Here is a 12,919-nt window from a genome sequence, read left to right on the forward strand (position 1 = left end):
CCCCATACTCGACACCAACAAAGGGACGTGGGCATGGTTCAGGGATATTCAAAGCTTCAGATCAGGTTGCATTGGGCCGTCGTGGTCCTTGTGGCCCTGCAACTCATTTTCCATGAGGGCATGTCGAACGCCTATGCGGCTGGGATGAAGGTTGGAAACCTGACATTTTCCACCCCCGTGATCCTGCATTTCATCTTTGGCACCACGATCACGGCCCTGATGCTGTGGCGGTTGATGATGCGTCAGGAACGTGGTGTGCCGCCCGCGCCAGAGGGTGAGCCGAAACAGTTTCAACTGGCTGGCAAGTTGGCCCATGTGGCGTTTTATGTCGTCCTTTTGTTGTTGCCCGTGACCGGTGCTGTAGCGTGGGGTGGGGCCAATCAAGGGGCGGCGAATGTGCATGAGATCCTCAAGTTTATCCTTTTGGCCCTCATCGCGGCCCATATCGGTGCGGCTTTGATCCATCAGTTTGTCTGGAAAACCGACTTGCTGGACCGGATGCGCACGCCGGATCCCGATGCTTAGGCTGATCCTCATCACCGTGTTGCTGACCACGCCTGCGGCGGCCAATTCGCGGCTGGACGATGATCTGATGGATCGCGCCAAGTGGAAAAGCTTTGGTGTCAGCGACTGGGCCAGTTTTGACCCGATGGAACGGGCGCGGGCGGGTCGCACACCCGTTGATGTGAATCGCTGGGCCTTGCCCAAGGGCGGGGATGTGGCGCAGTTGAAAACGCTGATTGCCTTCGCTGAAGCAGGCAAAAAGGGCTATGATGCCGTGCATGTGAGTGCTGCGCGCAAGACGCCCAAGCCGCCCACACAGATGACCATCGCCGAGGTCCAGCGCTGGATCAAACGCACCCCGGGTCAGCCCCATGCCATCGGGCGTTATCAGATTATCCCGTCGACCCTGCGCATGTTGGTGGCGCGCGGCGGGTTCAAGCCATCGACCCGTTTCGACGCAGTCACGCAGGACCGGATGGCGGATATCTTGCTGGCCGATGCAGGGCTTGCCAAGTTTCAAGCAGGGCGGATCAGCCAGCGTCGGTTTATGGACAATCTGGCGCTGGTTTGGGCGGGGCTGCCTAAGGCCAATGGCAAATCGGCCTATCACGGCTATGCAGGCAACCGCGCCACGATCACCCGCAGTTTCTACAAGCAACAAATGGATGCGATTTTTGGCAGCTAGCCGAGGGTGGCGCGGACGGCGGCCTCGAACTCGCGCGGCTTTTCTGCGTGCAGCCAGTGGCCTGCGTCAGGGATCTTTGCGAACTTTGCTTTTGGAAACAGCGGCTTGATGATATCGCGATGCGCGCGTTGGACGTAATCTGAGGCAGCGCCTGACAAGAACACAGTCAGTTTGTCAAAAGACCCGTCGACCTCGGGAAAGCCGATGATTGCGTCCATTTCCGCCCGCAATACGCCCAAGTTCAACCGCCATTCCTTTGCCTTTACATCCAAGGATTGCAGCAAAAATGCGCGCACTGTTGGATCATCAATGCTTGCTTGCAAGGCTTCATCCGCCTCAGACCGTCGGGTAATTGTGCCCAAATCCAGCGCCTGCATCGCGTCGATCAGATGGGACTGGCTGTGGGTGTAGGTGACCGGTGCGATGTCGGCCACGATCAGACGGTTCACAAGGTCGGGTTGCGCCAGCGCCAGTACCATTGATGCTTTGCCGCCCATGGAATGGCCCAGCACATCCATTGGCTCATCTATGACCCCGGCCAGATCCTCTGCCATATCAAAATAGCTTTGGGTGTCGGCCCATGTGCTGGATCCATGGTTGCGCATGTCTACCGTGATAACGCGGCGTGTGTCGCTGAGGCGCTTGGCCAGAACGCCCCAATTGCGCGCTGAACCGAATAGGCCGTGGGCGATCAGCAGGTCGGGCAGGTCCGTGCGGACCCCATGTTCAATCATATGGAGCATAGGTGTTCATAGGACGTGCCGCAGGGGTGGTAAAGGCTTGGTCACGGGAATAAACTGGCAGGTATGACGGCCGAAGAGATTCAGATCAAATGCGACGAGGTCGCCACATTGATGCAGCAAAAACTGCGACTGCGCGGGCGTTCGATTGCCGTCACCGCGCAAAAAGCGCGTCGGGATATGCCGCCCAAACTGCGCAAGAAGGCAGCATTTTTGGTTGATCAGGCGACACTGGCGCAAAGCCCGAAATTGAACCGGATGATGGATGTCAAAGCTATCGAGGACGCGCATCTGGCTCTGGTCGATCATCTCGAAGCGATTGATCCCAAGGATCGCAGACGGGGCGCTGTGCTGGGCTGGCTGGGCAGCGTTTCATTCGGGTTGATCGTTTTGGCCGTGGCTGTTGTCAGCGTTTTGGTCTGGCGCGGGTTCATCTGAAACGCAAAAAAGGCGAGGACTGGCCCCGCCTTTTCTAAAATGTCACAGCGACTTACAGGTTTGGATAGATCGGGAATTTACCGCAAAGATCCAGTACTTTTGCCTTAACAGCGGCTTCGACCTCTGCGTTGCCTTCTTCGCCGTTGGCGACCAAACCGTCCACAACTTCGACGATCAGATCGGCCACTTGACGGAACTCAGGTTCGGCAAAGCCGCGGGTTGTGCCAGCCGGTGTGCCAAGGCGCAAACCAGATGTGACCATCGGCTTTTCCGGATCAAATGGGATGCCGTTCTTGTTGCAGGTAATATGCGCGCGTTCCAGCGCCTTCTCGGTCACGTTGCCCTTGACGCCTTTTGGACGCAAATCGACCAACATCACGTGGCTGTCTGTCCCGCCTGTGACGATGTCCAAACCACCGGCCATCAGACCTTCGGACAGGGCTTGTGCGTTTTTGATCACTTGAGCTTGGTAGGTTTTGAACTCTGGACGCAGCGCCTCGCCAAAGGCTGCCGCCTTGCCTGCGATCACGTGCATCAAGGGGCCGCCTTGGATGCCGGGGAAGATAGCCGAGTTGAATTTTTTGGCCATCGCTTCGTCATTGGTCAGGATCATACCGCCGCGTGGACCGCGCAGTGTTTTGTGCGTGGTGGTTGTCGCCGCATGGGCATGTGGGAAAGGCGAGGGATACAGACCGGCTGCCACAAGACCTGCAAAGTGGGCCATGTCGACCAAAAGGTATGCCCCAACACTGTCAGCGATCTCGCGGAATTTCGCAAAGTCCAATTGACGCGGAATGGCGGAACCACCAGCGATGATCATCTGCGGCTTGTGCTCGGTCGCCAAAGCTTGGATTTCGTCGTAGTCCACACGGCTGTCTTGCTTGCGCACACCGTATTGCACGGCGTTAAACCATTTGCCGGATTGGTTGGGCTTGGCACCGTGGGTCAAGTGACCCCCTGCATCCAAGGACATCCCTAGGATCGTATCGCCGGGCTGCAAAAGCGCCTGAAACACACCTTGGTTCGCTTGTGAACCCGAGTTTGGCTGAACATTGGCAAAGCCGCAGTCAAACAGTTTACACGCCCGCTCAATCGCCAGATTTTCGGCCACGTCCACATACTGACACCCACCATAATAGCGACGGCCCGGATAGCCCTCGGCGTATTTGTTGGTCATCACGCTGCCTTGGGCCTCCATGACGGCGGCAGATACGATATTTTCTGAGGCGATCAGCTCGATCTCTTCGCGCTGACGACCCAATTCAGAAGTGATGGAGCCGAACAACTCTGGGTCCCGAGTGCTAAGGCTTTCAGTGAAAAATCCGTCGTCGCGATGCGGTGCGTTCATGGCTGTTTTCCTAACAATACATTTGCTTTGCGAATTACATAAAGGAAGTTTCCTATCGGAAAACCCCCAAAACGATGCTTTTGCGGTCTATTTCGGCATACCGTCGTTCATATAAGTGGCTTGCGTTTCACATCTGCACAGGCGAACACTTTGGGAAACAAGGAAGAAAACTATGTCGGCTGGGATACGGGTTGCTTTTGTGGCCTCGGAAACAAAGATCGCGCAAAAGGCGCGCCACGATTTGGTGGCCTTGCATGGGGATGTCCCAATCGACGATGCAGATGTGATTGTGGCCTTGGGCGGCGATGGCCTGATGCTGCAGACCCTGCACGGTACCCAGCACCTAAAAACCCCCGTCTATGGCATGAACCGGGGCACTATTGGGTTCTTGATGAATGAATTTGAGGCCTACGGCCTAATCGCACGCTTGTCTGCAGCCGAAGAAGAAGTGATTAACCCACTGACTATGACCGCAGTGACCGTTGATGGGCAAATCCACGAGGGCATTGCAATCAACGAAGTCTCGCTTTTGCGCGCGGGGCCACAGGCGGCAAAGCTACAGATCAGTGTGGACGGCAAAGTGCGGTTGGCGGAATTGGTATGTGACGGGGCTTTGTTGGCTACGCCTGCGGGGTCAACCGCCTACAACTATTCGGCCCATGGTCCAATTTTGCCCATTGGATCGGATGTCTTGGCCCTGACGGCCATGTCAGCTTTCCGGCCCAGACGTTGGCGCGGCGCCTTGTTGCCAAAGGTAGCGACTGTGCGGTTTGATGTGCTTGAAGCGGACAAACGGCCCGTGATGGCAGATGCGGACAACCGGTCAGTCAAAAACGTGGCCTCAGTCGAAGTGCGATCAAACCCGGATATCCAGCATCGCATCCTCTTTGATCCCGGCCACGGATTGGAAGAACGCCTGATCAGAGAGCAGTTCGCTTAGGTTAGCGTGATTGGGACGCAGCGGCTGGCTGTTTCGAGCCCGTTCTTCATGATGCTTTACTTACTTCAAATATCCGGTCCCAACAGTATGCACTATCTTTGTGCAAACCCGGCACATAGGCCTTGCAGCTTGCTCGCAAGCATTTGATGATTGGAAGACACGACACCATTTGACCATCGTACGCTATGTCGCGCACGTGTCAGAGACTGTTCAACGGAAATCAGGCTGCCCGTTCTATTTCGCCCAAAGTAACTTGCATCATGGCGCACGAGGTTTGCGGGTAAGGTGCCGATCAGGTCGCTTTTTGCCAAAACAGAAAGCCCGGCCAGAAACAACGGATTGGCAAGGCAGGCCTGCCGCTTCAGCCCTTGCTGTTCAAATGTGGTATCGACAATACCCCGCAATCCATCGCTCGAGACGAGGATACCCCAAGGCTTGCATCGCCTGTTAGGTAGGTAAACCTTCCCAGCCTTCCCAGCCTTCCCAGCCTTCCCAGCCTTCCCAGCCTTCCCAGCCTTCCCAGCCTTCCCAGCCTTCGCCGGCAAAAACGTTATGGCCAAATTGTGCACTCACTTCGGCAAAATCCACGCTGACCTTTTTGTAGGCAATGCGGCCCTCAGGAATGTCCCAAAAGACGATATCGGGAAGACCACACGTTGCGTCGGCGCGATGTCCAAGAAAGGGCCAGTATGTCGGGTTTGGCAGGTGCCATAGCAGACCACCTAGTCGCCATCCCCTATCCGGCGCGTTGTCTTGTAAATACGGTCCCAGAATGCAGTGCGGTAAGGTTTTGGCTTTGCCTCGAAAAACGCTTTCACACCGTGTTTGACACCGCAGCCACGGATCCATTCCTCAAGGAACCAAGGGGTCATATCTGTCTCAGACCGCCCCAGCGTTGCCTCCATATCCTGAATAAAGGCCAGTGACTTCCCCATAGACGGGTCCTTTGCCACTCTTGAAATTTGGCGTTCTAAGGCTTCGAAGGTTGCCCTGCGCCTTAGCCTCTAGCGTATCCCAGACTCTGCAAGGCCGTGCGAATTTCATCCAAAATTGCAGGATCGTCGATAGTTGCGGGCATTTTGAAGTCTTTGCTGTCTGCAATGCTGACCATTGTGCCGCGCAGGATCTTTCCAGATCGGGTTTTGGGCAGGCGGTCGACCACCACGGCCAACTTAAACGCGGCGACTGGACCGATCTTGTCACGCACCGCTTTGATCACTTCGCCGACAATCTCGGCATGGGGGCGGTTCACACCGCTGCTCAGGCACAAGAACCCCATGGGCAACTGGCCCTTTAGTTGATCGGCCACACCGATCACAGCACATTCGGCCACATCCGGGTGGTCTGCCAACACTTCTTCCATCTGACCGGTGCTGAGGCGATGCCCGGCCACATTGATCACATCGTCGGTGCGCGCCATGATGTAGACGTAGCCATCTTCATCGATATAGCCCGCGTCGCCTGTTTCATAGAAACCCGGAAAGGCATTCAGATAGCTTTTATGGAATCGCTCAGGCGCATTCCACAGGCCTGGCAACGTGCCGGGGGGCAGGGGCAGTTTGATCGCAATCGCGCCCAATTCGCCAGCTGGCAAGGGACGACCTGCCTCATCCAGCACCTGCACATCAAAGCCGGGCATTGGAACAGCAGGCGAGCCTAATTTTACAGGCAATAGCTCCATACCAAAGGGATTGCACAGGGCCGGATAGCCTAATTCCGTTTGCCACCAGTGATCGATCACAGGCACCTGTAACTGGTCTTGGGCCCAAAGGATCGTGTCAGGATCGGCCCGCTCGCCTGCCAAAAACAACGCTTTGAGGCCGGAAAGATCATATTTTTTGACGAAATCGCCCTTTGGGTCCTCGCGTTTGATCGCGCGGAAGGCCGTGGGGGCGGTAAAGAAGGTTTTGACTTTGTATTCCTCAATGATCCGCCAGAACGTGCCTGCGTCCGGGGTGCCGATCGGCTTGCCCTCGAAAACGATTGTGGCATTGCCATGGATCAAGGGGGCGTAACAGATATAACTGTGGCCCACGACCCAACCCACATCGGACGCGGCCCAGAACACATCACCCGGGTCCACATTATAGACGTTTTTCATCGTCCAATTCAGGGCCACCAAATGCCCACCCGTGGGGCGCAGAACACCCTTGGGTTGGCCTGTGGTCCCAGAGGTATAAAGGATATAGGCCGGATGGTCGCCGGACACTGGCACACATTCGGCCATGGGGGTGCCGGTCTGGAAGGCCTCCCATTCAAAGTCGCGACCTTTGGTCAGTTCGGCCAGACCCTGTTCGCGCTGCAAGATTACCGTGAAGTCGGGTTTGTGCGTTGCAATGTCGATCGCGCCGTCCAGCAAGGGCTTGTAAGCCACCACGCGGCCCGGTTCGATCCCGCAAGATCCTGCAAGGATGGCCTTGGGTGTTGCGTCGTCGATCCGTGTGGCCAGTTCAGCGGCTGCAAAGCCCCCAAAAACCACCGAATGCACAGCGCCAATACGCGCACAGGCCAGCATGGCAACCAAGGCCTCGGCAACCATGGGCATATAGATGATCACGCGGTCGCCGGGCACCACGCCTTTGGCCTGCAATGCGCCGCCCAAGCGGGCAGTGGCCGCTTGCAACTGGGCAAATGTGGTTTGGGTTTTGGCGCCCGTGATGGGGCTGTCATAGTAGATGGCCACTTGATCGCCGCGCCCTGCGGCCACATGCCGATCCACAGCATTCCAACAGGTGTTCACTTGACCGTCTTTGTACCACTCATAAAGTGGTGCGTTTTCTGCAAAAAGCGCCTTTGACGGTTTTTCAACCCAATCAATGGCCTCGGCCGCATTGGTCCAAAATCCCTCTGGATCAGATTTCCAAGCGTCATAGATTGCAGCATACGTCATGGTGAGTCCCTTCCCTGTTGCCCAAGTGTTAAGGCCGTGGGGGGGCATGGCGCAAGGCAGTATACCTGCGCATACTGTCGCGTTTAGCGCTAACTTAAGTGGCCTTAGCCGTATTTACTAACTGGCGTGCCTGCTAGGGCCGTGATGTTGAGCAGTCCACGGGCAGTAATGGACGGGGTTACGATATGCGCCTTGTTGCCCATACCCATCAAAATTGGCCCAACTTCCAACCCGCCGCCGCGCATTTTGAGGATGTTCCGCACGCCAGAGGCCGCATCAGCATTTGCAAAGACCATGGTATTGGCCACACCTTCCATCCGACCGTCGGGCAAGATGCGCGCGCGGTATTCAGGATCCAACGCGGTCTCGATGTGCATTTCGCCCTCGTACATAAAGTCACGGGGACGGCTGTTGAGAATATCCAAGGCCGCGCGCATCCGGCGACCACTGTCATTGTCGAGGTTGCCAAATTGCGAATGCGAACACAGGGCGATTTTGGGCTCGATACCGAAACGGCGCACGTGACGGGCGGCGGCTACGATGGTGTCGGCAATCTGTTGCGGCGTGGGCTCGTGGTTGATTTGGGTGTCTGCAATAAATAGCGGCCCGTCTTCGAGAATAACCAATGACAAAGCGCCCACAGGCGTGTGGGTTTTGTCGCTCAGGATCTGATCCACATAGTTCAAATGCCACAAAAACTGGCCAAAAGTCCCGCAGATCAGGCTGTCAGCATCCCCGCGGTGCACTGCGACGGCGCCAATAGCAGTTGTGTTGGTACGCATGATCGCACGGGCCAGATCGGGGCTGACGCCTTTGCGGGCCATCAACCTGTGATAGCTTCCCCAATATTCGCGATAACGGTCGTCCTTTTCAGGGTTGATCAGTTCAAAATCGCGGCCAATTTTAATCGTCAAGCCGGTTACATCCAACCGGCGTTCGATCACGTCAGGACGGCCGATGAGGATCGGTTGATCAACGGTTTCTTCCAACATGGCTTGGGCCACGCGCAACACGCGTTCGTCCTCGCCTTCGGCAAAGATAATTTTGCGTTTCGCGCTGCTGGCGGCCTCGAAGACTGGGCGCATGATCAGGGCAGACTTGAACACAGAACGGTCCAGATGGTCTTTGTAGGCTTCCAGATCCTCTAGAGGGCGGGCTGCGACGCCGCTTTCCATGGCGGCTTTGGCAACGGCACTGGCCACAACCCCGATCAGGCGTGGATCAAAGGGTTTTGGGATCAGGTATTCTGCGCCAAAGGTCAGTTGTTCGCCCCGATAGGCCTCGGCGGCCTCGGCACTGGTGGTGGCACGGGCCAGCGCTGCGATGCCTTCGACGCAGCCAATCTTCATGGCGTCATTGATCTCGGAGGCCCCAACATCCAGAGCGCCGCGGAAAATGAAAGGGAAGCACAGAACGTTGTTGACCTGATTGGGAAAATCGCTGCGGCCAGTCGCAATAATAGCGTCAGGGGCCACTTTGCGGGCGTCTTCTGGCATGATTTCGGGGGTTGGATTGGCCAGCGCAAAGATGATGGGCTGACTGGACATTTTGGCTACCATAGCGGGCTTGAGAACGCCGGGCCCAGACAGTCCTAGGAACAAATCAGCGCCGTCAATCACGTCATCAAGAGTACGCAAGTCGCTGTCTTGGGCATATTCGGCTTTTTGCGGGGTCATTTCAGTTGTGCGACCTTTGTAAACCAAACCATCGATGTCGCAGAGCCAGACATTTTCGCGCTTTACACCCAGTTTCAGCAGCATGTTCAGGCAGGCAATCCCGGCCGCACCGCCACCTGTGCTGACAATTTTTATGTCTTCAAAGGCTTTGCCGGCGACTTGCAAGGCATTCAGCACAGCTGCCCCAACCACAATAGCGGTGCCATGTTGGTCGTCGTGGAACACCGGGATGTTCATCCGCTCGCGGCAGATTTTTTCTACAATAAAACAGTCTGGGGCTTTGATGTCTTCTAGGTTGATAGCACCAAAAGTGGGCTCAAGGGCGCAGACGATGTCAGCCAGTTTTTCTGGGTCATCTTCATTTAGTTCAATATCAAAGCAATCTATGTCGGCAAACTTTTTGAATAAGACAGCTTTGCCTTCCATGACAGGTTTTGAGGCCAATCCCCCAATGTTTCCAAGGCCAAGGACAGCTGACCCATTGGTGACAACTGCCACAAGATTGCCGCGGGATGTATAGTCACGGGCAGTGGTAGGGTCTGCTTTGATCTCGAGACAAGCCTCAGCGACCCCGGGTGAGTAGGCGCGGGCAAGGTCGCGGCCGTTTGCTAGCGGCTTGGTCGCACGAATTTCCAATTTTCCGGGTTTAGGGAACTTGTGATAGTCCAGTGCGGCCTGTTTAACCACGTCCTTTTGATTGTCTGACATGCTGGTCTTGTCCTCCCTCAAGCAAGATAGTTTAATATCAAACTACTTTTTATAGGCTGATAAGCTGGAAAGGAGTAGGCCCCAACCTTGCAAATTGCCGCAGGCCCTGTCTTATAGACAAAAAATGGAGTCTCCAATGGCGGAAATTCAGGCCGAGTTCAGGGTCCCCACTACAGATTTAAAAGTCGATTTGCCGTTTTACACCAAAGAACTTGGGTTTCGGTTGGATCAGATTTTCCCGGCGGACGAGCCGCAAGTGGCTGTTTTGTCAGGGCACGGAATGCGGTTGCGCATTGAAACTGGCGCCTCCGAAGCCCCAGGAACGTTGAGATTGCTCACCGATGATCCTGACGCTTTGGCGGCAGGCGAACGGGTTTTGACCGCTCCGAACGGCACCCGCATTGAAATTGCCCGTCTTAATCCGCCGATGGTGATCCCCGACGTGCAACACAGTTTTGCCGTTCGCCGTTTGACGGATGCAGATCCTTGGGTCGTGGGCCGTGCTGGCATGCATTATCGCGATTTGATCCCAGATCGTTTGGGTGGCTCGATCATTGCGTCGCATATTCGGATCCCTGATGGGGGACCAGTGCCGGATATGGTGCATTATCACACGGTCGGGTTTCAGCTGATCTTTTGTTATAAGGGGTGGGTCGATCTGGTCTATGAGGACCAAGGCGAGCCGTTTCGCCTGCACGCTGGAAACTGCGTTATCCAGCCGCCGCAGATCCGCCACCGCGTCCTGTTTGCCAGCGACAATATCGAAGTGATTGAAATAGGCGTGCCTGCGATGCACAACACAACTATCGATCACGAGATGGAATTGCCCAACACCACGTACAATCCTGAACGGTTGTTCAAGGGGCAGAAATTTGTGCATCACACAGCGGATGCTGCGGATTGGGGCGCGTTTCGCCTGCCTGGATTTGAAGCCCGCGACACGACCATATCCGATAATACTCAGGGGCTGGCCGGCGTACATGTGGTGCGCAAAGGCAAAGGAAAGCGCGTGTGGTCTTTCCATGATAGCGAGATCCACTTTAGCTTTGTTCTGTCGGGCCGCATGATTTTGGAAGGGGAAGGTGTTGAGCCGTGTTTCCTGTCTGCAGGCGATGCCTTTGTGATCCCGCCGGGAATGCGCACCCGGTATTCGGATCCTTCCGATGATCTGGAGCTGCTCGAGGTGTCGCTGCCCGGGGTGTTTGAAACGACGCTGAAATGAAGCGGGATGCAGGCTTGCATCCAGTCTTTGACGGGCACAGACTTGGGGTATGAAAAGGACGCTGCGATGACTTTGCTTCAGGCTGCCACAGACGTGCGGGAAAACGCGCACGCACCTTATTCCAAGTTCAAGGTTGGGGCGGCAATTCGGGCGGCTGACGGTAAGGTCTATGTGGGCTGCAACGTGGAAAACGTAGCATATCCCGAAGGCACCTGTGCAGAGGCAGGTGCAATTGCTGCGATGGTTGCAGCGGGTCAGACACAAATTACCGAAGTTTTGGTAATTGCCGACAGTCCTAAACCTGTTCCGCCATGTGGGGGGTGTCGGCAGAAACTGGCAGAATTTGCCCAAGCAGACGTTCGCGTCACGATGGCAAACACCCAAGGCACACAGGTTGAAACGACCGTGGGCGCGTTGTTGCCCGGTGCCTTTACCCCCGATCATATGGACGGCTGATCTATGTCCGTGCGCGCGATCCTTGACCAGATGCGGGCAGGTTTGCCGGTGGATTTGGAGGATCTTGATCTTATCGCGCAGGGCTTGGCCAATGGTGCGGTCTCTGATGCACAGGCTGGCAGTTTTGCCATGGCCGTGTGCCGCAACGGGCTTGGGCCGGATGGTCGTGTGGCCCTGACCTTGGCAATGCGCGACAGCGGCAAGGTGCTGGATTGGAACTTGGACGCGCCAGTGATCGACAAGCATTCCACAGGCGGGATTGGCGATTGCATCTCTTTGTTGCTGGCGCCAGCTTTGGCGGCTTGCGGGGCCTATGTGCCAATGATTTCGGGTCGCGGCTTGGGCCATACGGGCGGGACATTGGACAAATTGGAGAGCATTCCGGGGCTGCGCACATCTTTGGATGAGGCAAGTTTCCGAAAAGTTGTGGGCGAGGTGGGCTGTGCCATCGTCGGGGCTACCGGCGACATCGCCCCTGCGGACAAACGCCTTTATGCCGTGCGCGACAACACGGGCACTGTGGCCAACACAGATTTGATCACGGCCTCGATTTTGTCGAAAAAATTGGCGGCTGGATTGGACGCACTGGTTTTGGACATCAAATTGGGCAGCGGCGCGTTTATGCAAACTATGGAAGAGGCCGAAACACTGGCCCACGCTTTGGTTGACACGGCGGCAGGGGCCGGCTGCCCGACACGCGCCTTGATCACCGACATGAGCCAACCTTTGGCGAAATCCATGGGCAACACACTGGAGGTCATGGAAGCGTTGCAAGCCCTTACGGGCGATGAGGTAGATCAGGATTTACCGGATTTGGCGGCCTCATTGGGCGGCGAGTTGCTAGAAGCTGCGGGGCTAGCAGACACGGTCGAAGACGGTGCAAACCAGATCATGGACAGCTTTTACGATGGAACGGCTGCCGAAACTTTTCAGCGTATGGTGGCCGCTATGGGCGGCCCCAAGGATTTTGTCAGCCGTTGGCATGACCGCCTGCCAGCAGCACCCGTTGTACGCGAGGTCATGGCGGATCGCAGTGGCTTTGTCACCGCGATGCAGGGCCAAATGATGGGTGATATCGTTGTGGCTCTTGGTGGGGGGCGGCGGCAGATGAGTGACCGTATTGATCCTTCCGTTGGAATGACGGAATTGGCGTCTTTGGGGGATTATGTGGACAATGCCGTGCCGCTCGCGTTGATCCATGCGGCCTCGGAAACTGACGCGGATATGGCCGAAGATGCTGTACGTCGGGCGATGACAATAGCGGACGAGGAACCAGTATTGCCACCTACTGTGTACCAAAGGATTACCTAGG

At 56.2% G+C, this 12,919-nt stretch carries 13 protein-coding genes; 7 read left to right on the plus strand and 6 right to left on the minus strand.

Features of this window, described 5'->3' with window-relative positions:
- Positions 1–33 precede the first annotated feature (33 nt).
- The gene (locus tag ACIRQ6_RS01880; protein WP_420862437.1) at positions 34–525 is read left to right on the plus strand and encodes a cytochrome b; all 492 of its coding nucleotides are present in this window, start codon (positions 34–36) and stop codon (positions 523–525) included.
- On the plus strand, positions 518–1,189 hold the full coding sequence (locus ACIRQ6_RS01885; RefSeq protein ID WP_420862438.1) for a hypothetical protein: 672 nt from the start codon (positions 518–520) through the stop codon (positions 1,187–1,189). The genes ACIRQ6_RS01880 and ACIRQ6_RS01885 overlap by 8 nt, the downstream gene beginning before the upstream one ends.
- Here ACIRQ6_RS01885 and ACIRQ6_RS01890 read toward each other — a convergent pair.
- Complete coding sequence (locus ACIRQ6_RS01890; RefSeq protein ID WP_420862439.1) at positions 1,186–1,932, minus strand: alpha/beta fold hydrolase; 747 nt, start codon at positions 1,930–1,932, stop codon at positions 1,186–1,188. The genes ACIRQ6_RS01885 and ACIRQ6_RS01890 overlap by 4 nt on opposite strands.
- Before the next feature lie 63 nt (positions 1,933–1,995).
- On the opposite strand from ACIRQ6_RS01890, the gene ACIRQ6_RS01895 reads away from it, so the two are divergent.
- Positions 1,996–2,367, plus strand: coding sequence for a hypothetical protein (locus tag ACIRQ6_RS01895; RefSeq protein ID WP_420862440.1), 372 nt, complete (start codon positions 1,996–1,998; stop codon positions 2,365–2,367).
- A 52-nt stretch (positions 2,368–2,419) separates the two neighbouring features.
- Here the strand turns inward: ACIRQ6_RS01895 and glyA are convergent, their stop codons facing one another.
- Positions 2,420–3,715 (minus strand): serine hydroxymethyltransferase, encoded by a 1,296-nt coding sequence (gene glyA, locus ACIRQ6_RS01900; RefSeq protein ID WP_420862441.1) that lies wholly within the window; start codon positions 3,713–3,715, stop codon positions 2,420–2,422.
- A gap of 172 nt (positions 3,716–3,887) precedes the next feature.
- On the opposite strand from glyA, the gene ACIRQ6_RS01905 reads away from it, so the two are divergent.
- Complete coding sequence (locus ACIRQ6_RS01905; protein WP_420862442.1) at positions 3,888–4,655, plus strand: NAD kinase; 768 nt, start codon at positions 3,888–3,890, stop codon at positions 4,653–4,655.
- 447 nt (positions 4,656–5,102) lie between these two features.
- Here ACIRQ6_RS01905 and ACIRQ6_RS01910 read toward each other — a convergent pair whose 3' ends face one another.
- From ACIRQ6_RS01910 to ACIRQ6_RS01925, 4 genes are all read right to left on the minus strand, one after another.
- Positions 5,103–5,228, minus strand: coding sequence for a hypothetical protein (locus tag ACIRQ6_RS01910; RefSeq protein ID WP_420862443.1), 126 nt, complete (start codon positions 5,226–5,228; stop codon positions 5,103–5,105).
- A 149-nt stretch (positions 5,229–5,377) separates the two neighbouring features.
- Complete coding sequence (locus ACIRQ6_RS01915) at positions 5,378–5,590, minus strand: hypothetical protein (protein WP_420862444.1); 213 nt, start codon at positions 5,588–5,590, stop codon at positions 5,378–5,380.
- 62 nt (positions 5,591–5,652) lie between these two features.
- Positions 5,653–7,545 carry an AMP-binding protein gene (locus ACIRQ6_RS01920; protein WP_420862445.1) on the minus strand — a complete coding sequence of 631 codons (1,893 nt, stop codon included), beginning with the start codon at positions 7,543–7,545 and terminating at the stop codon, positions 5,653–5,655.
- A gap of 104 nt (positions 7,546–7,649) precedes the next feature.
- Positions 7,650–9,929, minus strand: a complete 2,280-nt coding sequence (locus tag ACIRQ6_RS01925) for an NADP-dependent malic enzyme (RefSeq protein ID WP_420862446.1) — start codon at positions 9,927–9,929, stop codon at positions 7,650–7,652.
- A 136-nt stretch (positions 9,930–10,065) separates the two neighbouring features.
- On the opposite strand from ACIRQ6_RS01925, the gene ACIRQ6_RS01930 reads away from it, so the two are divergent.
- The 3 genes from ACIRQ6_RS01930 (at position 10,066) to ACIRQ6_RS01940 (ending at position 12,918) form a co-directional block, all read left to right on the plus strand.
- Entirely contained in the window at positions 10,066–11,151 is a 1,086-nt protein-coding gene (locus ACIRQ6_RS01930; RefSeq protein WP_420862447.1) for a cupin domain-containing protein, read from the plus strand.
- A gap of 66 nt (positions 11,152–11,217) precedes the next feature.
- Positions 11,218–11,607 (plus strand): cytidine deaminase, encoded by a 390-nt coding sequence (locus ACIRQ6_RS01935; protein WP_420862448.1) that lies wholly within the window; start codon positions 11,218–11,220, stop codon positions 11,605–11,607.
- Between the two features lie 3 nt (positions 11,608–11,610).
- A complete protein-coding gene (locus ACIRQ6_RS01940) occupies positions 11,611–12,918 on the plus strand; it encodes a thymidine phosphorylase (RefSeq protein WP_420862449.1) in 1,308 nt (435 codons plus the stop codon).
- Position 12,919: the final 1 nt, after the last annotated feature.

Origin of the sequence: Algirhabdus cladophorae, assembly GCF_044772865.1 — a bacterium.
In the GTDB taxonomy this organism is placed as follows: Bacteria; Pseudomonadota; Alphaproteobacteria; order Rhodobacterales; family Rhodobacteraceae; genus Algirhabdus; species Algirhabdus cladophorae.